At 62.1% G+C, this 19,276-nt stretch carries 16 protein-coding genes; 12 read left to right on the forward strand and 4 right to left on the reverse strand.

The genetic code is table 11. The features are described from left to right. Positions 1-32: 32 nt before the first annotated feature. From HX868_RS04970 to HX868_RS04980, 3 genes are all read right to left on the reverse strand, one after another. Entirely contained in the window at positions 33-1,079 is a 1,047-nt protein-coding gene (locus HX868_RS04970; RefSeq protein ID WP_016979447.1) for an ornithine cyclodeaminase, read from the reverse strand. Between the two features lie 16 nt (positions 1,080-1,095). After that, complete coding sequence (ctlX, locus tag HX868_RS04975; RefSeq protein WP_177002116.1) at positions 1,096-2,022, reverse strand: citrulline utilization hydrolase CtlX; 927 nt, start codon at positions 2,020-2,022, stop codon at positions 1,096-1,098. A 143-nt stretch (positions 2,023-2,165) separates the two neighbouring features. Then, positions 2,166-3,107, reverse strand: coding sequence for a SphA family protein (locus HX868_RS04980; protein ID WP_177002117.1), 942 nt, complete (start codon positions 3,105-3,107; stop codon positions 2,166-2,168). Positions 3,108-3,310: 203 nt separating this feature from the next. Between HX868_RS04980 and HX868_RS04985 the strand changes: the two genes are divergently transcribed. Next, positions 3,311-4,348 carry an AraC family transcriptional regulator gene (locus tag HX868_RS04985; protein WP_177002118.1) on the forward strand — a complete coding sequence of 346 codons (1,038 nt, stop codon included), beginning with the start codon at positions 3,311-3,313 and terminating at the stop codon, positions 4,346-4,348. Positions 4,349-4,390: 42 nt separating this feature from the next. Here HX868_RS04985 and HX868_RS04990 read toward each other — a convergent pair whose 3' ends face one another. Continuing rightward, a complete protein-coding gene (locus HX868_RS04990; RefSeq protein ID WP_095015596.1) occupies positions 4,391-4,942 on the reverse strand; it encodes an RNA polymerase sigma factor in 552 nt (183 codons plus the stop codon). A gap of 482 nt (positions 4,943-5,424) precedes the next feature. Here HX868_RS04990 and HX868_RS04995 point away from each other — a divergent pair, with 482 nt between their 5' ends. From HX868_RS04995 to HX868_RS05045, 11 genes are all read left to right on the forward strand, one after another. Then, on the forward strand, positions 5,425-6,342 hold the full coding sequence (locus HX868_RS04995; RefSeq protein WP_025999988.1) for an anti-sigma factor family protein: 918 nt from the start codon (positions 5,425-5,427) through the stop codon (positions 6,340-6,342). Positions 6,343-6,393: 51 nt separating this feature from the next. Then, positions 6,394-7,419 carry a catalase family peroxidase gene (locus HX868_RS05000; protein ID WP_177002119.1) on the forward strand — a complete coding sequence of 342 codons (1,026 nt, stop codon included), beginning with the start codon at positions 6,394-6,396 and terminating at the stop codon, positions 7,417-7,419. Positions 7,420-7,497: 78 nt separating this feature from the next. After that, positions 7,498-8,511 (forward strand): type VI secretion system protein TssA, encoded by a 1,014-nt coding sequence (tssA, locus tag HX868_RS05005; RefSeq protein WP_177002120.1) that lies wholly within the window; start codon positions 7,498-7,500, stop codon positions 8,509-8,511. A gap of 37 nt (positions 8,512-8,548) precedes the next feature. Beyond that, positions 8,549-9,049, forward strand: a complete 501-nt coding sequence (gene tssB, locus HX868_RS05010; protein WP_177002121.1) for a type VI secretion system contractile sheath small subunit — start codon at positions 8,549-8,551, stop codon at positions 9,047-9,049. A gap of 78 nt (positions 9,050-9,127) precedes the next feature. Then, positions 9,128-10,627, forward strand: coding sequence for a type VI secretion system contractile sheath large subunit (gene tssC / locus HX868_RS05015; protein ID WP_177002122.1), 1,500 nt, complete (start codon positions 9,128-9,130; stop codon positions 10,625-10,627). Between the two features lie 22 nt (positions 10,628-10,649). Continuing rightward, the gene (locus HX868_RS05020; RefSeq protein WP_016978511.1) at positions 10,650-11,132 is read left to right on the forward strand and encodes an Hcp family type VI secretion system effector; all 483 of its coding nucleotides are present in this window, start codon (positions 10,650-10,652) and stop codon (positions 11,130-11,132) included. A gap of 130 nt (positions 11,133-11,262) precedes the next feature. Next, positions 11,263-11,781, forward strand: a complete 519-nt coding sequence (tssE, locus tag HX868_RS05025; RefSeq protein ID WP_016977616.1) for a type VI secretion system baseplate subunit TssE — start codon at positions 11,263-11,265, stop codon at positions 11,779-11,781. Then, a complete protein-coding gene (gene tssF / locus HX868_RS05030) occupies positions 11,778-13,655 on the forward strand; it encodes a type VI secretion system baseplate subunit TssF (RefSeq protein WP_177002123.1) in 1,878 nt (625 codons plus the stop codon). The genes tssE and tssF overlap by 4 nt, the downstream gene beginning before the upstream one ends. Further along, entirely contained in the window at positions 13,640-14,659 is a 1,020-nt protein-coding gene (gene tssG / locus HX868_RS05035; protein WP_246355480.1) for a type VI secretion system baseplate subunit TssG, read from the forward strand. The genes tssF and tssG overlap by 16 nt, the downstream gene beginning before the upstream one ends. Then, a complete protein-coding gene (gene tssH / locus HX868_RS05040; protein WP_177002124.1) occupies positions 14,652-17,291 on the forward strand; it encodes a type VI secretion system ATPase TssH in 2,640 nt (879 codons plus the stop codon). Before tssG ends, tssH begins: the two co-directional genes overlap by 8 nt. Positions 17,292-17,297: 6 nt before the next feature. Next, positions 17,298-19,259: a type VI secretion system Vgr family protein gene (locus HX868_RS05045; protein ID WP_177002125.1), complete on the forward strand. Its 1,962-nt coding sequence runs from the start codon at positions 17,298-17,300 to the stop codon at positions 19,257-19,259. Positions 19,260-19,276 lie beyond the last annotated feature (17 nt).

Here is a 19,276-nt window from a genome sequence, read left to right on the forward strand (position 1 = left end):
CCCTCGGCTCAAAGCGGCAGGCCAGAGCGTTTTCAGGCGCGCTTTTTCTGCTGTACGCGTGGCTGCTGGGCCAGGCGTGCGAACAGGTCTTTCGGGTCGGCCAGGTCTGGCACCAGTTCAAGGGTGCTGCCCACGTCCAAGGCTTTGGCCACATCCAGCACGTAGCGCAGCGCCGAGTAGTCTTCGATGGCAAAACCCACCGAGTCGAACAGGGTGACCTGGCGCGCATTCTCGCGGCCAGGCCGCTGGCCGTTGATCACTTGCCACAGTTCGGTGACCGGCGAATCTTCCGGCATGTGCTGGATTTCACCTTCGATGCGGCTTTGCGGTTCGTACTCGACGATCACCCGCGCGCGCTCGACGATACGTCGGTCCAGCTCGGTCTTGCCGGGGCAGTCGCCGCCGACGGCGTTAAGGTGCATGCCGGGCTCGATCATCTCGTCCGTCAGGATGGTGGCGTAGGCCTTGTCGGCGGTGACGGTGGTGACGATGTCCGCGCCTTTCACCGCTTCGGCGACGCTGCCGGCCAGGATTACCTTGATTGCCGGGAAGGCTTTGAGGTTGGCTGCCAGCTTGGCGGTGGCTTTGGCGTCAATGTCGAAGAGGCGGATTTCATTGATGCCGAGCATGGCGTGGAAGGCCAGGGCCTGGAATTCGCTCTGGGAGCCGTTGCCGATCAGCGCCATGCTGCGGCTGTTGTCGCGGGCCAGGTAGCGGGCGACCAACGCCGAGGTGGCGGCGGTGCGGATCGCGGTGGTCAAGGTCATTTCCGCCAGCAGCACCGGCAAGCCAGTGTCCACATCGCCCAAGGCACCGAAGGCCATCACGGTGAGCATGCCGGCCAGGGTGTTTTTCGGGTGGCCGTTGACGTATTTGAACGCGTACAGCGACGCGTCGGACACCGGCATCAACTCGATCACGCCGTCCGGTGAGTGGTTGGCCAGGCGCGCGCATTTTTCGAAATCCTGCCAGCGCAGGTAGTCGGCGCGAATGTATTCGGCCATCTCGGTGATGCAGGTTTGCAGGCCTTTTTGCGAGACCAGGTAGCAGAGATCGTTGACGTCGATATAGCGGGTCATGGCAAGACTCCTTGAGTTATTGGACGGTGGCGCGGGCGGGCAGATGCACTTCCGCCAGCATGCAGCGGGCGCTGCCGCCGCCGATGCGTTCGATGTTGTCGATGTTCACCACCACCGGTCGCGTATGGCGTTCCACGTGCTGGCGCTGGGCGGGTTGCAGGGCGCTCCAGGCGCTGGCCGACATCACCAGCAGCGGCTGGCCGTCGCGGTCATGCACTTCAAGCATGTTGCCGGCGAAGGCTTCCAATTGGTCGAAGTCGAGGGCGAGGATGTCTTTGCCGGTGTCGCGCAGGGAGCTTTCCAAGGCCTGGCGTTCGCTGGCGTCGGGCAGGGCTTGCAGGCACACCACCGAGAGGTCGCGACCGACGCTCATCATCACGTTGCTGTGGTAGATCGGCGCGTGATGGCGGTCGACGGCGTGGAACACGCAGAGCTGGTAGTCGAGGCGTTCGGCGAACTGGCGCAGGGCGTCGTGGTGGGTGCGCCCGGAGTGGCAGGCGTAGCTGATGCGGTGCTGGCGGTCGAGCACCATGCTGCCGGTGCCTTCGAGAAAGATGTTCTGTTGTTCCAGGTGGCTGAGATCGATGGTGTCCTTGACGGTAAATCGCTGTTCCAACACTTGCAGCACGCCTTTGTTGCGCTCCAGTCGTCGGTTCCGGCCTTCCATCGGGTACAGCACCAGGCTGCCGTCGGCGTGGCTGCTCCACCAGTTGTTGGGGAAAATCGAGTCGGGGGTGTGGGGTTGTGGGGTGTCCTGCACCACCAGCACTTCCACGCCGTGGTTGCGCAGGGTGTCGACATAGCTGTCGAACTCTTCCAGCGCTTTCTGCTGTGCGCTGAGCGGATCAAGGGGCAGGCGTTGGAAGCGGTTGTTGATCGCGGTGTCCGGGTTGAAGGCAAAGCGCGCCGGGCGAATCATCAAGACGGTATTGGTGGTTTGCATGGGTGCACGAATCCATGGGGTTGAGCTGTGGGGCTATTGTGCGGGTTGTGCGGGGTGAATCCCGGCTGAAACCGGAGGGCGGTTCAGCGGGGAAAGCTGAAGAGTGGGGTGAGGCAGCCGAATCGGCTGTAGGAACCAAAGCCTTACAAAGCAAACGGAATCGTAAGCTTGGCCCACACCATATCCCCCTCCGGCCGATTCTCCACATCAAACTCCTTGGCCCATCGCACCTCCGCACTGGCATATTTCAAAAACGTAAAGTACACCGCCGGCCCAATCGCAAATACCTGGCCCCGCACTCCATCATCCACCGGTTCACCAAAAACGTTCACCACCGTACGCCCATACTGCTTATCGTCGGTCGTCTGTTTCAGGTAATAGCCATTCACACCAAGGCTGAGGTTATCGGTCACCTTATAACTGGCCGAATAGTCGAAGTGGAAAATCTGCCCGGAGCGGTAGTCGGTATCGTGGTTTTCCTTGTTGAAACTGTAGGTCGTCTTGATCGACAACTCAGTGCGGTCATTCGGCATCCAGGTCGCCGAAACCAGCGGTTTATAGGTGTAGAAATTGTTGCTGGTATTGGCCAGTCGCGACGCATCGTATTCGCCGGTAGGCAAGGTGATTTCCACTGCCGCACCCAGGGTCAGGCTGGGCCCCAAGTCCCACAGGATGATCGGCGCCACGGTGGTGTCGCCCATGCTTTCCCGAGTGTCCGACATACCAAACAGCGCCACCTGCTGCTTCAGATAAGGCTGTGCGACATAGCCCCCCAGGCGCCCACCGAAAATGCGCACCGGGCTCAGGTAGTCGAGCCGCGGGATGATCGCGTCGGACTTGATGCGCACCTCGGAAACCTTGCCGCCCAAGGAACTGATGTCCAGCTTCCTGGCCTCGTAGTGGTTGTAGTAGAGGTTGAAGGCGAACATATGGTCCGGCAGGTTGTTCACATCCAGTGGCAGGATGTAGAAGCCATCGGTGCCGGGGCCGATGTTGTCGACGCCGCCTTCGGTGGCCAGGGCCGGCAGGCTGATCAGGCTCAACAGCGCGAGTTGCAGCGGGTGAAGCGCACGGGTGGGGTTCATGTCTGGCCTCGTTATTATTGTTAGGGCACTGCTGGCCATAGAAATAAGCCCTGTATGCCCGGCCGGGCAGGGTTTTGGCGGCCAGATAGGGGGACTTTGCCGGACAGGTTTCACTCAGGGTGCAGCAGATCTTGCAAGCGCCTATGATTGTCAGGATGTTTCTAAAACAAGAACTGAAGTACTCAGTCAGGAACCCGTGATCCATGCAAAGGAAAGCCGTAGACCCGCACTTCGAGTTGGCGCTTGTGTCGCCGTTCCTCCTGCAGACCTTGGGGCAGGTGGTGGCGCAAAAGGGCGCCAGTGCCGAGGCTCTGTGCCGCGGCCTGGGTTTCACCCTGGCTGATCTGGATGACCCGGCCCAGCGCATCTCCTATCGCCAGGCCGTGGCGATGATCCAGCGCGCGCTCAAGGTGTTGCCCGATCAGGGACTGGGCCTGTGGGTTGGCAACCAGAACGTGCTGGGCACCCTGGGCTTGCTCGGCCATGTGATTTCCCTGTGCAAGACCTTGCGCGACGCCTTTGCGATTGGCGAGCGCCATCAGCACACCTCCGGCGGCATCGCCACCACCCGAACCCACGAAGGCGTCGATGAGGTGTTTGTCGACGTTGAATGCCTGTTGCCCTACGCCGAGGTGCAGGTGTTTGCCGCCGAAGAGTTCTTTGCCAGCCTCATGGTGTACGGCCGGGCGTTGGTGGGGCAGGCGTTCATGCCGTTGCGCATGGAGTTTGTGCATGCACCTCCACCCTACATGGCCGAGTACCAGCGCCTGTTTGGTGACGACGTACGCTTCGGCTGCCTGCGCAACCGCATGGTGCTGGCGCCGCATTGGATGAACGAGCGGCTGCCTAACCATCATGCCCTGGCGCTGCGCCAGGCCGTGGAGTTGCTGGAGCTGGAAAGCGCCCAGTTGCACCAGAAGATGGACCTGATCCAGGCGGTTGAACGCGCCATTTCCCGCGACTTGCAGGGCAGTCAGCTGGAAAAGGTCGCCAGTGACTTGAACATGAGTGGTCGCACCCTGCGTCGCCGCCTGACTGAACATGGATTGACCTTCGAGGCCTTGCTGGAGCAAGTGCGGCGTGCGCGGACCATGGGGTTGTTGGGCAATCCAGGGCTATCGATCGAGCGGATCACCGAGGAAGTCGGCTACAGCGATGTGCGCAGTTTCCGGCGGGCGTTCAAGCGGTGGACGGGGTTGAGTCCCAGTGCATTTCGCGGCGAGGGAGGAGGGGTGGCGTAGTCCTTAGGGTGGTCCCGTTCAGGACGCCGGTGTAGAGCGGTTTCAGCTTGCGGAGGAGCTTTGCGGTCGAGCGCGCAAAGGTTTGCTTTTTGGCGAATCAAAAAGCGCGCCGATCGCCTGGCGCGCACGGGACAGCCGGCTCATGATGGTGCCGATCGGCAGGTCGAGCATTTCGGCGGCTTCCTTGTAGCTGAAGCGTTCCACGCCTACCAGCAGCATCACTTCGCGCTGGCCATCGGGGAGTTTTTCCACGGCTTCGATGATCTGCCGGTGCATCAGGTCGGACTCCGGGTTGGGCGCCTCGGGGTCGCTGACGGTTTCGAGAAATTCGTCGTTCCAGTCCATGCGCGAACGGCTGCGCACTTTGCGTGAGCGCAGTTCGTTGATCCAGGTGGAGTGCACGATGGAAAACATCCAGCTCAGTACCGAGGTGTCGGGCTGCAGCTGATGGGCCCGTTCCAGTGCGCGGACACAGGCGAGCTGCACCAGGTCCTCGGCATCATGCTTGTCGCCGGAAATGCGCAACGCAAAGGCCCACAGGCGTGGCAACAGTTCGGGGAGCAGTGCGGGTAAATCAGCACCGGTGATCGACATATTTCCTCTTATTATTTCTTGATGCCTAAAATGGAGCGGTCAGGCTACGAGGTCGATACCGTAGCGGATGCCTGTGTCGCGGCGTCCTTTTTGCGGTGCTGAGGGTCCTGGGTGTCGAAGAATTGTATCAAGATGCTGACAAAGTGTACCGATTTGGATCGTCATTGAAAGGTTAATGACAGCTTATGCAGGTTACAGGCCAATGATTCTGGCAGCCGTGTCAGGAAAAATACCCTGACACGGAGTGAAACATATAAGATTTATCAGGCCCTGGGAATATTTTCGATTCCCGGGTGTTCTCTTAAAGTATTTGTGCGTGTCACCGAGTATTCGCCGCTTGCTTTAAAGTTTTTTGACTTGTTGCAACCGTGAAGCTGATATCAATATGATGGCTTGTCGCTACCCGCTGGCTCGCCGCTTTGGCCCACAAGGCTGAGAATCACCCTGCAGAAACTGATGAATACAAACGGAGAGAAAAACCCATGGTAGCGGATGATGCCTTGCTAATGGCCTATGTTGACGGCGAGCTTTCGTCGCAACAGAACCAGGAGCTAGAGCGGCTCATAGACGCTTCGCCGGACCTGGCTGAACGAGTCTCCCGGTTGATGGCCTCGTGCCTGCCTTATGAGGAAGCCTTTGCCCGGCAGAACCTGCCGCCGGTGCCCGAAAGTCTCAAGCTCAGTATTGCGGCGTTGGCGGCTCAGCATACGGCTGAACCTGCCCCCTCTCGTAGCGCTGAAGTTTCCGACGAAAAGACAGACAGCGTTTTCTCCCGCCTGTTCGCATTCTTCCAACCTAAATTTGCATGGCCGGCCCTGACGTTCGTTGCGGGTGCAGCCTGCTATGCCCTGGTGCTTCAAGTTGGTGCATTCAGTGGTGCGCTGAAGCCGGGTATCGAGACCACCGCGCCGGCCGTTGCCCAGGCCTCGCCATGGGTGCAACAGGCGGCTGCCTACCAGCATCTGTACACCCGTGAGACCGTGGCCTACGGCGCGCAGCCGACGGATGCCATCACCAAGACCCTCGCGGATATCCGGGATATCGACGGCCTGGCCTTGCGCGTTCCCGACCTCAGTTCCGCCGGCCTGACATTCAAGCGTGTGCAGCGCCTGCGCTTCAACAACAAGGCGCTGATCCAGCTGGTGTACCTGCCGGCCAGTGGTGCGCCGGTCGCGCTGTGCGTGATGAAAGAGCCCAAGCCTGATCAGTCGATCACCCAGCAAAGCGTCGCGCAAATGAACGTAGTAACGTGGCGCCAGTCTGAACTGGGCTACGCCCTGATCGGCGAGCCCGAAGGTGTGGACCTCAACGCCGTTGCCCGACTTGTCGCCGACCGAAGTGCCGCCCAGTTGTTTGCCGGGGCGCCGTCACCGATGTGGATCGCCGCGCTCCAGAAATAACCATGCTGGGGTCGGGCATTGGTTCCCGATGCCGTGATCCCAGATAGCGTGATGAAAAGAACCTTTCCGCTGCAAAAACACCTCCGTTTGTCCTTAGCCCTGGCTGCCGCAGTGATTGCTGGCACGTGCGTATGGCTGCTGTATTCGCCGTCACCCTCTGCCGTACAGATCGTCGATGAGATGGAAGCGGTCGCGGGCGGTGCTCATCCCGGGTTTCGGCGTAACCATGCCAAGGGCCTGTGCATCAGCGGCCACTTTGAAAGTAATGGCAATGCGACAGAGGTTTCCCACGCCGGCGTATTGCAACGCGGCACGGTGCCGTTGATTGGTCGCCTGTCCGCTGCCGGGGGTGATCCGGCCCAGGCGGACGCGCACGGCATGATCCGCAGTATGGCGTTGCGCCTGGCGGGCGCTGCGGGCGACGCCTGGTACATGGCGATGAATTCCGTGCCGGTGTTCCCGGTCAACACGCCCGAAGGTCTTTACCAGCAGTTGCGCGCCTCGATGCCCACCTATGGCGATAATGTTCCTGACCCGGAAAAGATGCAGGCCTTCAAGCGCGCCCATCCGGAAATGCGCCCATTCGAACAATGGCTTGCGGTCCATCCAGGCTCTTCCGGTTTTGATAACACAACGTACTACAGCGTCAACGCCTTTCGCATGATCAACGCTCAGGGCCAGGAGCGTTTCGTGCGTTGGAGCATGGTGCCCGAGATACCCTACAAGGCGATGACCGCCGCGCAGCACGGTGATCCCGACTTTCTCGCCTTTGGCCTTGCCACGCAACTGGAGCAGGGGCCGGTGCGCTGGCACCTGATCATCACCCTGGCCGATCCTGGCGATGTCACCACCGATGCCACCGTGCGTTGGCCCGAGGGGCGTCGGCAGATCGATGCCGGTGTGTTGGTGATCGACGACCAGAAATCCCAGGTCGACGGTGCGTGCCGCGACATCGACTTCAACCCGCTGGAATTGCCCTCAGGCATCCAGCCTTCGGATGATCCGTTGTTGCTGGCACGCCAGGCGGCGTATGCCGAGTCCCATCGCCGGCGCATCGAAGAAGAAAGCGCGCATTAAGAATTTTTCCAGACCCTCGGAATAAATCATTTCCCTCGCTTGTTCTATTCCCAGAACAACTTGAACGAGGGAACTGCGATGGGCCTGCCCACCGACGCTCAACCACTGGATTTCACCGCGCTTGCCTTGCCTCTCGGCGAAGCCGACGGCGGTGGCCTGAATGTCGAATACGATCCCGAATTCCTTGAGCTGGAAGAGGAAGCCTTGGGCAAGCCCGAGGTGCAATACGGCGACACCATCACCCAAGCCATCGAACCGAACTGGAAGCGCGTGATGGTGCTGGCCTTGCCGCTGCTGGAACGCAGCCGCGACCTGCGTCTGGCCATCTGGCTGACCCGCGCGCAGCTCAACCTGCACGGTATTCCCGGCCTGGTTGCGGGCCTGCGGTTGATCCATGGGTTGCTGGAACAGTGCTGGGAAGGCCTGCACCCCCAACTCGATCCCGATGACGATCACGACCCGCTGCTGCGCATCAATATCCTGGCGTTTCTCTGTGAGCCGTCCGGGCTGTTGCGCGACCTGCTGGGCACGCCGCTGATCAGTGCGCGCAGTGTGGGCATCTTGAGCCTGCGCCAGATCGACTTGGCCACCACCGAGCCAACCGGTGACCTCTGCCTGGCGGTGATCGAGGGCGCGTTGGCCGAGGCTGACCCGCTGGCGCTGGACGCCACCGAAACCGCATTGGCCCAAGCCCTGGCGCTGAGCGTGCAGATCGAGCAGTTGCTCACCGAGAAAGTCGGTGTTGGCCGCGCTATCGATCTGAGCAGCCTGGCCACACTGTTGCGGCGTGCCGGTGAAGTGATCCGCCGTCCGCGACTGGATGTGCCGGCACCGGTTGTTACGGCCGATGCCCCGGCCCTCCAGCCGCTACCCAGCCGTGGCGAGATCAACAGCCGCGAAGACGCGCGCCAGACGCTCGATCGCCTGTGCACCTATTTCCAGACCCACGAACCGGCCAGTCCCGTGCCGTTCTTGCTGCAACGGGCGAAGAAACTGATCGACAAGAATTTCATGGAATTGCTGCAAGACCTGGCTCCCGACGGTCTTGCGCAACTGGCGCTGGTCAGCGGTATTCGCAACAGCGACAACTGACCCTTTTGTATCAATCCCACTCACCGGAGCTTGTCCTGTGGCCAAAGAAAGCAGTCAGAAGTTTATCGCTCGCAACCGGGCGCCACGTGTGCAGATCGAATACGACGTGGAGATCTACGGCTCGGAAAAAACCTTGCAGTTGCCCTTCGTGATGGGGGTGTTTTCCGACCTCTCCGGCAAACCCGCCGAGCCGTTGCCGCCGGTGGCCGAGCGCAAGTTCCTGGAAGTCGACATCGACAACTTCGACGAGCGCCTCAAGTCGATGAAACCGCGCGTGGCGTTCCAGGTGCCCAACACCCTGAGCGGCGAGGGCAACCTGCCGGTGGAGATCACCTTCGAAACCATGGACGACTTCAGCCCGGCGGCCATTGCCCGCAAGGTGCCGAGCCTCAACCAACTGCTCACCGCGCGCAGCCAATTGTCCAACCTGCTGACCTACATGGACGGCAAGGTCGGCGCCGAGGATCTGCTGGCCAAACTGCTCGCCGACCCGAGCGTGATGCAGGCCTTGAGCACTGCGCCAAAACCAAGCGAATAACTGAATAACCGCTGACTCTGCCGGTGCCTCGCTTGCCCCGGTACGGGGATGCTTTGCCCAAAATTCGAGGAAACCGTCATGTCCACTCCGCAATCGGAACAGGCCGGACAGCCGCTGGTCACCACTGAGTTCGAAGCTGGCGACTTTGCCAGCCTGCTGCAAAAAGAGTTCAAGCCCAAGACCGACAAGGCCAAGGAAGCGGTGGAAACCGCGGTGCGCACCCTGGCCGAGCAAGCGTTGCAAGGCACTCAACTGATGCCCCACGACGTGCTGGGCACCATCGAAGGCCTGATCGCCGCCCTCGACCAGAAGCTCACCGAGCAGGTCAACCACATCCTGCACCACGAGGAATTCCAGGGTGTGGAAAGCGCCTGGCGCGGCCTGCATTACCTGGTCAACAACACCGAGACCGACGAGTCGCTGAAGATCCGGGTCATGAACATTTCCAAGAACGAAGTGCACAAGACGTTGCGCAAGTTCAAGGGTGTGGCCTGGGACCAGAGCCCGATCTTCAAGAAACTCTATGAAGAGGAATACGGCCAGTTCGGCGGCGAGCCCTATGGTGCGTTCGTGGCCGATTACTACTTCAACAACAGCGCGCCGGACGTGGAGCTGCTGACCCAGATGGCCCGCGTCAGCGCGGCGGCGCACTGCCCGTTGATCACTGCTGCCGACCCCAGCGTGATGCTGATGGAGTCATGGCAGGAACTGGCCAACCCGCGCGACCTGACCAAGATCTTCCAGACCCCGGAACACGCGGCTTGGCGCAGCTTCCGCGCCAGTGAGGATTCGCGTTACGTGGGCCTGGCAATGCCGCGCTTCCTGTCCCGTGCGCCTTATGGTGCCAAGACCAACCCGGTGGAAGCATTCGACTTTGAAGAAACCACCGACGCTGCTGGCGCCAAGGACTTCACCTGGGCTAACGCCGCCTATGCCATGGCGGTGAACATCAACCGCTCGTTCAAACACTACGGCTGGTGCTCGCAGATTCGCGGCATCGAATCCGGCGGCGTGGTGGAAGGGCTGCCGGTGCATACCTTCCCGACCGATGACGGCGGTGTCGACATGACCTGCCCGACCGAAATCGCCATCAGCGACCGCCGCGAAGCGGAACTGGCCAAGAACGGTTTCATGCCCCTGGTGCACAAGAAGAACAGCGACCTGGCGGCCTTCATCGGCGCGCAGTCGATGCACAAGCCCGCCGAGTACGAAGACCCGGACGCCACCGCCAACGCCAACCTGGCCGCGCGCCTGCCGTACCTGTTCGCCACCTGCCGGTTCGCCCACTACTTGAAGTGCATAGTGCGCGACAAGATCGGTTCGTTCAAAGAGCGTGACGACATGCAGATCTGGCTCAACAACTGGATCGGCCGCTACGTGGAACACAACCCGGCCACCGCCACCGATGCCGACAAAGCGCGCAAGCCACTGGCCGGCGCTGAAGTGGTGGTGGAAGAAATCGAAGGCAACCCCGGCTACTACGGCGCCAAGTTTTTCCTGCGCCCGCACTACCAGCTCGAAGGCCTGACTGTGTCCCTGCGCCTGGTCTCCAAGCTGCCGTCCACCAAATCCAACTGATCAACCCTGAAAGGTAACCACCATGATTTTGCTGAACTTCAAAGGCACCCAGATCAAAGGCACCTCCACCGTCGACGGGCACAAGGACTGGATCACCATCGATGCGATCCAGATGGGTGTTGGCCGGGCGATCTCCACCAGTGGCGGCGGCGCCGACCGCGACACCAGCAACCCATCGTTCTCGGAAATCTCCATGACCAAGGTCACCGACCTGGCCTCCGCCGACCTGTTCATGCAGGCCGTGTGCGGCAAGAGCCTGGGTGATGCCGAGATCCATTTCATCCAGACCGGCGGCCCGGACAAGAAACAACAGGTATTCCTCAAGTTGATCCTTGGCAGCGCGATCATCAGCTCCTACTCCGCCAGCAGCAACGGCGAGCGCCCGAGCGAAACCATCTCGATCAACTTCACCACCATCAGCTACGAGTTCGACTCCTTCACCGGCGACACCGTGATCACCGGCACGCCGAAGAAGTGGGACCTGGAAAAGAACCAGAAAATCTGATTCGGCAGTCTTCGGTGTGGTTATAGAGCCTGTTGTGTTTGTGCTGAGCGGGCTTCTTGTGGCGAGCCCGCTCGCCACAACCGCAGCCACAACCGCCTGATCCACAACGTTTAGAGGGAGACCCACCCCCATGGCTGAACTCACCAGTCGCGAACGCCTGCAACCGTCCTTGCTCGACCGCCTGAGCGATGACGACACCGAGCAGGCCGTGGAGCCACGGGACAAGCGTGTGCTGTCCATGCGCGGCTTGCGCCAGGCGGTGTTGCGTGACCTGGGTTGGCTGCTCAACAGCACCAGCCTGGGCAGTTTTCGCGACCTGAGCGCACATCCACTGGCGATGCAGTCGGTGGTCAATTTTGGTCTGCCGGACCTTGCCGGCAAGACCGCCGCCGGTTTGGACCGGGAAGAGCTGGGGCGGCGCATCCGCCAGGCGATCTGGGATTTCGAACCGCGGATTTTACGCAACAGCGTGCGGGTGGTGCCGGTGGCGCCCTCGGGGGCCACGGCCAGTCCTAACCAGATGGCCTTTGAAATTCATGGCGAACTCTGGGGCCAACCGTTGCCCGAGCGCCTGTACCTGAAGACCGAACTCGACCTGGAAGCAGGCGAGGCCAGGCTTTTCGATATCGAGACAAGGGACGTGCGGTGAGCGCCAAACTGCTGCGCTATTACGAACGTGAACTGGCTCACCTGCGGGAAGTCGGCGGTGAATTCGCCCGTGACTACCCAAAGGTCGCCGGACGCCTGGGGCTGGAAACCTATGCCTGTGCCGACCCGTATGTGGAGCGGTTGCTGGAGGGGTTCAGCTTTCTGGCGGCGCGGGTGCAGTTGAAGATCGACGCCGAGTTCCCACGGTTTACCAACCACTTGCTGGAGCTGGTGTACCCGCAATACCTGGCGCCCACGCCGTCGATGGCGGTGGTGCAATTGCAGCCGGACATGGGCGAGGGCAGTCTGGCCTCTGGGTTCAAGGTGCCACGCGATACCGCGTTGCACAGCCAGTTGGGCAAGGGCGACCAGACCGCCTGCGAATTTCGCACCGCTCACGATGTGACCCTGTGGCCCGTCGAGCTGGTCGAGGCGCGCTACTTTGCCTGCGGCGCGCAAGTGGCCGGCGTCGATCTGTCGCGCCTGGGCGGCGTCAAGGCAGCCCTGCGCCTGCGCCTCAGGGTCGGTGCCGGCCTCACCTTCAGCGACCTGTCCCTCGATAACCTGCCGCTGCACATCCGTGGCGGCGAAGCCATGCCGTCGCGCATCCTTGAACACCTGCTGGCCCAGGCCGCCGGCGTGCTGGTGATGCCGGTGCAGGAGCATGTCGACTGGCACCAATTCCTGCCCAAGAGCGCGATTCGCAGCCTGGGTTACAGCCAAAGCGAAGCTTTGCTGCCTACCGGCCCGCGTCAGTTCCAGGGCTACCGGCTGCTGCAGGAGTACTTCGCCATGCCGCAGCGCTTCATGTTCGCCGACGTGGTTGGACTGGCCAACAGCGTCAGCCGCTGCAGCGCTGAACAGTTGGACGTGATCGTGCTGTTCAAGAAGCTCGACCCGGTGTTGGAGCAAAGCCTCAGCGCTGCGAACTTCGGCCTGTATTGCACCCCGGCGATCAACCTGTTTCCGATGCGCGCCGAGCGTGTGCACCTGTCCGACCAGCAGTCTGAATACCACGTGATTGCGGACCGCACGCGGCCGATGGATTACGAGATCTACCAGATCGAAGGCGTGACCGGCTATGGCAGTGGCGCCGAGGCCAGCCAGACCTTCGAATCGTTCTACCGCGCCAATGACCTGCACGCACGCAAACCGCCGAACGCGTTCTACCAGGTGCGCCGCGATGCGCGGGTATTGTCCGAGCAACAGCGCCGCCAGGGCCCGCGCTCCAGCTACATCGGCAGCGAGTTGTTCCTGTCTCTGGTGGACGCCCAGGAAGCCCCGCACCGCAGCGACCTGCGCCAATTGGGCATCGACGTCCTGTGCAGCAACCGTGACCTGGTGTTGAGCATGCCGGTAGGCAGTGGCCGCACCGACTTCAGCGTCGAGTCCGGCGCGCCGGTGCAGGCCGTGCGTTGTTTGGTCGGGCCAACCGTGCCGGCGCCATCCTTTGCCGAGGGCGAAACGGCGTGGCGCCTGGTCAGCCATTTGTCCCTCAATTACCTGTCGTTGCTGGACCAGGACAAAGAGCAGGGCGCCAATGCCTTGCGTGATCTGCTTCGCCTGTATTGCCGTATCGAAGACGAAGCCGCCCACAAGCAGATCGAAGGCCTGCGCTCGGTGACTGCCGAAAGCATCGTGCGACGCCTGCCTTTGCCGGGGCCGATCACCTATGGGCGGGGCTTGCAGGTCAGCGTGACCCTGGATGAAGCAGCGTTTGAAGGCGCCGGCGTCTTTGTATTGGGCTCGGTGCTGGAGCAGTTTTTTGCCAAGTACGTATCGCTCAATTCATTCACCGAAACGCTGATCAAGAGCACGACGCGTGGCGTGATCATGCACTGGCCGGCGCGGGTGGGCAGATGCGAGATCCTCTGACCCTGCTCGGCGCCCTGGAGGCGCACCCGGCGCGCTTCGATTTCTACGGCGCGCTGCGTCAGCTGGAGTGCGCGTTCCCGCACTTGCCGCGTATCGGCCAGGCCGCGCGCCCGGCGGATGAGGCCGTGCGGTTCGGGCAGCGGCCGTCGCTGGCGTTCGAACCGGCGATGATCGCTGCGCTTACGCCGGGTGCAGCACCCAAGTTGTTGTTGAATTTTTTTGGCCTGATGGGCGCCAACGGCCCGCTGCCGATTCACCTCACCGAATACATCCGCGACCGCCAACGCAACCGCAACGACCCCACACTTGCGGCGTTCTGCGACGTGTTCCACCACCGCATGATCAGCCTGTTCTACCGCGCCTGGGCCAGCGCTCAACCGGCGGTGAGCCTGGACCGGCCGGGAGCGGACCGTTTTGCGCAGTACCTGGGCTCCCTGATCGGCATCGGCCAGGCGTCATTGCTGGACCGCAACACGGTGCCCGACGTGGCCAAGCTGCACTTCGCCGGACGCCTGGGCCCGCAGACGCGCAATGCCGAGGGCTTGGCCGCCCTATTGACCGACTACCTCGGCGTGCCGGTGCGGGTCGAGCAGTTTGTCGGCCACTGGATGAAGTTACCCGTTGACGGCCTGTGCGCCCTGCGCAGCGGCCCCGATGCCGCCGTACTCGGCCAGACCACCGTGATGGGCAAGAAAGTCTGGAACACCCAGCACAAGTTCCGCCTGTTGATCGGCCCCCTCGATCTGGCGCAAACCCGGCGCCTGTTGCCCGGTGGCGACAGCCTGCAGCGCGTGCAGGACTGGGTGCGTCAATACGTCGGCCTGGCGCTGGACTGGGACGTCAACCTGATCGTCAAGAAAGAACAACTGCCTGGCTTGCGCCTCGGTTCCGCGCCTCTGGGCTGGACCAGTTGGCTGAGCAGCAAGGCCCCCGAGCAGGACGATCGGCAGTTGCTGATCAACCCGCGCATTTCTATTACTACACAAGGACCTGCCCATGGCTGATATCAGTCGCGTCGCGCTTTTCGGCAAACTCAACAGCCTGTGCTACCGGGCGATTGAAAGCAGCACCGTGTTCTGCAAGATGCGTGGCAATCCTTATGTGGAGCTGGTGCATTGGTTGCAGCAGATCCTGCAACTGACCGACTCGGACCTGCTGCGGTTGATCCGTCATTACGACATCGACCCGGCCGTATTGGCCCGTGACCTGACCGCCGCCCTCGACCGCTTGCCCCGTGGCTCGACATCGGTCACCGACTTGTCATCGCAAGTAGAAGAAGCCGTCGAACGTGCTTGGGTCTACGCCACGTTGATGCTCGGCGAATCCCAGGTGCGTTCCGGCCATTTGCTGTTGGCACTGCTGAAAACCCCCAGCTTGCGCAACGGCTTGTACGGGGTCTCCCGTGAGTTCAATAAAGTCGGTATCGATGACTTGAGCGAACGATTTGCAGACGTGCTCAAGGGCTCCCCCGAAGCACTGATGACCGCCAGCGATGGCTACCAAACACCCGGTGAAGACCTTGGCGCACTGGCCCCGACCAAACCGCAGGAAGCCCTGAAGCGCTTCACCGTCGACCTCACCGAGCAAGCGCGTACGAGCAAGATGGACCCCATCGTCGGTCGCGATGAAGAGATTCGCCAGGTGATCGACATCCTGATGCGTCGCCGCCAGAACAACCCGATCCTGGTGGGCGAGGCGGGCGTCGGCAAGACCGCCGTGGTCGAGGGGTTTGCCCAGCGCATCGCCCGTGGTGACGTGCCGCCCAGCCTCAAGGACGTGCAACTGCTGGCCCTCGACGTCGGCCTATTGCAGGCCGGCGCGAGCATGAAAGGCGAGTTCGAACAGCGCCTGCGCTCGGTGATCGACGAGGTGCAGGCCAGCGTCAAGCCGGTGGTGTTGTTCATCGACGAGACCCACACCCTGGTCGGCGCGGGCGGTGCTGCCGGGACCGGCGATGCGGCCAACCTGCTCAAGCCTGCGTTGGCCCGAGGCACCCTGCGCACGGTGGGCGCGACGACCTTTGCCGAATACAAGAAGCACATCGAGAAAGACCCGGCGCTGACCCGGCGTTTCCAGACCGTGCAGGTGGACGAACCGGATGAAGCCCGCGCGCTCTTGATGCTGCGCGGCATTGCCGAAACCATGCAGAACCATCATCAGGTGCACATCCTCGATTCGGCGCTGGAAGCGGCGGTGCGTTTGTCGAACCGTTACATCCCGGCGCGGCAGCTGCCAGACAAGGCCGTCAGCCTGATCGACACGGCCTGTGCTCGCGTCGCCATCAGCTTGCACGCGACCCCGGCCGAGGTGGATGACAGTCGGCGCCGTATCGAATCCCTGGAAACCGAGCTGGCAATCATCGAGCGCGAGACCGCCATTGGCGTGGACACCGTCAGCCGTCGCGCCTCGGTCGAAGCCTTGCTGGCCAGTGAACGCGAACGCCTGGACGAAGTGGAAGGGCGCTGGGATAACGAGCTGGCGCTGGTGGAACAGATCCAGCGCCTGCGCAGCCAATTGGCCGAGTCCGATGACCGCGAAGTCGGCCTGGCCGAGTTGCGCCAACTGCAGGACGAACTGATCGCGCAGCAGGGCGAACATCCGCTGGTACTGATCAGCGTCGACGAACAGGCCGTGGCCTCGGTGGTGCAGGATTGGACCGGCATTCCCGTGGGCCGCATGGTCAAGAACGAGATCGAAAACGTACTGCGCCTGGCCGAGCGCCTGGGCCAGCGCATCATCGGCCAGGACCATGCGCTGGAGATGATCGCGCGGCGCATCCAGACCTCCCGCGCCGGCCTCGACAATCCCGGCAAACCGGTGGGCGTGTTCATGCTCGCCGGCACTTCCGGGGTGGGCAAGACCGAAACCGCGCTGGCCCTGGCTGAGTCGCTGTATGGCGGCGAGCAGAACGTCATCACCATCAACATGAGTGAGTACCAGGAGGCGCACACCGTCTCCACCCTCAAGGGCGCGCCGCCCGGTTACGTGGGCTACGGCGAAGGTGGCGTGCTGACCGAAGCGGTGCGACGCAAGCCTTACAGCGTGGTGCTGCTGGACGAGGTGGAGAAGGCCCATCCGGACGTGCACGAGCTGTTTTTCCAGGTGTTCGACAAGGGGTGGATGGAGGACGGTGAAGGCCGGATCATCGACTTCAAGAACACCCTGATCCTGCTCACCACCAATGCCGGTACCGCATTGATCAGCCGCCTGTGCCGCCATCCGCAAACCAGCATGCCCGCGCCGGACACCATCGCCAAGGCGCTGCGCGAGCCTTTGCTCGAAGTGTTTCCGCCGGCCCTGCTCGGGCGCCTGGTGGTCATCCCGTATTACCCGCTGAGCGACGCCATGCTTGGCAGCATCATCCGCCTGCAACTGGGGCGTATCCAGAAGCGCATCGCCGAGGGCCACAAGATTCCGTTCACCTTCAGCGACGACGTCGTTGAGTTGATCGCCAGCCGCTGCACCGAGCTGGAAAGCGGTGGGCGGATGATCGACGCGATTCTCACCAACTCGATGTTGCCGGCGATCAGCACCGAGTTCCTCAACCGCCTGCTGCAGGGCACGCCCGCGACGCAGGTTCAGGTCCGCGTGGAAGACGGTGAGTTTGCCTATGCCTTTTGCGAGGCCGACCGGTAACCGACTATGGCGACCTTACAGATTCACCGTGAAATACAGCTCACCAGCGTATTGGGCACCGACGTCCTGCTGTTTCGACGCATGCAGGCGCAGGAAGGCCTGTCCCAGCTCAGCGAGTACCGGCTGGAGTTGTACAGCGAGCGCGCCGACTTGAATATCGACGACCTGCTGGCCACCCAGATGACCATCGCAGTGGACCTGCCCAAAGGCGGCAGCCGCTACTTCAACGGGCACGTCAGTCACTTTGCGTTCACCGGTCGCCAGGGGCGTTACGCCACATATACGGCGGTGCTGCGGCCGTGGCTGTGGTTCCTGACGTTGGCCAGCGACTGCCGGATTTTCCAGGAACTGAGTGTGCCGGACATTCTCAAGCAGGTGTTCGCGCCCTACAGCATTGCGGATGTCGACACCTCGGGCCTGAGCGCCAGCTACAAGGCGCTGACCTACTGTGTGCAGTACCGCGAAAGCGATTTCAATTTTGTCAGCCGCCTGATGGAGCAGGAGGGCATCTACTACTTCTTCAAGAGCGCGGCCGGGCGTCACACGTTGGTACTGGCTGATTCTTACGGTGCCCATTCGCCCGCGCCGGGGTACGCTCAGGTGCGTTTCATGCCCGCCGAAGACCACGCCATGCGCGAAAGCGAAGTGATCTACGACTGGCGCATGAGCGGCGAGGTGGAGCCGGGCGGCTACACCCTGCAGGACTTCGACTTCGAAAAGCCCAGCGCCAACCTGCTGGCCAAGTCGACGCTGGCCGGCAGCTACCCGCAATCGCGTCATGAGCGTTACGACTACCCCGGTAAATACACCGAACGCAAACAGGGCGAAACCTTTGCGCGCACGCTGATCGAGTCGCTGCACACCGGCACCCAGCGCGTCAGCGGCGCCACCCGCGCGCGCGGCCTGTTTCCGGGCGCGCTGATGACCTTGACCGAACACCCGCGCAGCGAGCAGAACGCGCAGTTCCTGTTGCTGGAGGCGCGTTACCGGTTGTCGTCGGACACCTATGAGCCGACGCCGCCGGACCATCCAGAGCCGGTGCTCACCTGCGAGTTTGTCGCCCTGTCGCGCCAGCAGCCATTCCGGGCGCCGTGCGTGTCGCGCAAACCGCTGATGCACGGCCCGCAGACCGCCATGGTGGTTGGCAAGCAGGGCGAAGAAATCTGGACCGATAAATACGGGCGCATCAAGGTGCAGTTCCACTGGGACCGCGAAGGCCAGCGCGATGAAAACAGTTCGTGCTGGATTCGCGTCGCCCAGGGCTGGGCCGGCAAACGCTGGGGCGCGCTGTACACGCCGCGTATCGGCCAGGAGGTGGTGGTGAGTTTTCTGGAAGGCGACCCCGACCAACCGCTGGTGACCGGCAGTGTCTACAACGCCGACACCCTGCCACCCTATGCGCTGCCGGAAAATGCCACGCGTTCGACGATCAAAAGCAACTCATCCAAGGGCGGCGGTGGTTACAACGAGCTGCGTTTCGAAGACAAGAAAGGCGCGGAACAGGTGTTCCTGCACGCCCAGAAGAACCTCGACCAGCGTGTACTCAAGGACTCCCTGGACTGGGTCGGCGGTGATCGCCATTCCAAGGTGGATAACGACCTGCGCGAGAAAGTCGGTGGTGACCGGCATTCCTCGGTGGGCGGCAATCGCAACGAAAAAGCCACAGGCGCTGTGTCGATGACCGCCGGCACCAACATGATCATCGACGGCAAGTTGAAGACCGGTGTTACTGCCGGCCTCGACGTGCACATCAAGGGCGGCATGAACGTGGTGATCGAAGCCGGGGCGACCATCACCCTGAAAGTCGGCACGACCTTTCTCACCCTCACCCCGGCGATGATTCTCGCCTCGACCATTCCCATCCCCTTGCCCCAGGCCGGCACCGCCGCGACCGCGCTGGCGCTGTCGGCCGCCACGGGGCCTGCCGGCGTGCCGTTGCCGCCCAAGGAGGCCGACGATGGCAAATAACCCTTACAGGAGCCCGC

The sequence above is a fragment of the Pseudomonas reactans genome, assembly GCF_013385825.1.
Classification (GTDB): Bacteria; Pseudomonadota; Gammaproteobacteria; order Pseudomonadales; family Pseudomonadaceae; genus Aquipseudomonas; species Aquipseudomonas reactans.

Excerpts from the sequence above, each read along its gene's own strand:
- HX868_RS04970 (WP_016979447.1), bottom strand. The coding sequence starts at position 1,079 with ATGACCCGCTATATCGACGTCAACGATCTCTGCTACCTGGTCTCGCAA.
- ctlX (WP_177002116.1), bottom strand. The coding sequence starts at position 2,022 with ATGCAAACCACCAATACCGTCTTGATGATTCGCCCGGCGCGCTTTGCC.
- HX868_RS04980 (WP_177002117.1), bottom strand. The coding sequence starts at position 3,107 with ATGAACCCCACCCGTGCGCTTCACCCGCTGCAACTCGCGCTGTTGAGC.
- HX868_RS04985 (WP_177002118.1), top strand. The coding sequence starts at position 3,311 with ATGCAAAGGAAAGCCGTAGACCCGCACTTCGAGTTGGCGCTTGTGTCG.
- HX868_RS04990 (WP_095015596.1), bottom strand. The coding sequence starts at position 4,942 with ATGTCGATCACCGGTGCTGATTTACCCGCACTGCTCCCCGAACTGTTG.
- HX868_RS04995 (WP_025999988.1), top strand. The coding sequence starts at position 5,425 with ATGGTAGCGGATGATGCCTTGCTAATGGCCTATGTTGACGGCGAGCTT.
- HX868_RS05000 (WP_177002119.1), top strand. The coding sequence starts at position 6,394 with ATGAAAAGAACCTTTCCGCTGCAAAAACACCTCCGTTTGTCCTTAGCC.
- tssA (WP_177002120.1), top strand. The coding sequence starts at position 7,498 with ATGGGCCTGCCCACCGACGCTCAACCACTGGATTTCACCGCGCTTGCC.
- tssC (WP_177002122.1), top strand. The coding sequence starts at position 9,128 with ATGTCCACTCCGCAATCGGAACAGGCCGGACAGCCGCTGGTCACCACT.
- HX868_RS05020 (WP_016978511.1), top strand. The coding sequence starts at position 10,650 with ATGATTTTGCTGAACTTCAAAGGCACCCAGATCAAAGGCACCTCCACC.
- tssE (WP_016977616.1), top strand. The coding sequence starts at position 11,263 with ATGGCTGAACTCACCAGTCGCGAACGCCTGCAACCGTCCTTGCTCGAC.
- tssG (WP_246355480.1), top strand. The coding sequence starts at position 13,640 with ATGCGAGATCCTCTGACCCTGCTCGGCGCCCTGGAGGCGCACCCGGCG.
- tssH (WP_177002124.1), top strand. The coding sequence starts at position 14,652 with ATGGCTGATATCAGTCGCGTCGCGCTTTTCGGCAAACTCAACAGCCTG.
- HX868_RS05045 (WP_177002125.1), top strand. The coding sequence starts at position 17,298 with ATGGCGACCTTACAGATTCACCGTGAAATACAGCTCACCAGCGTATTG.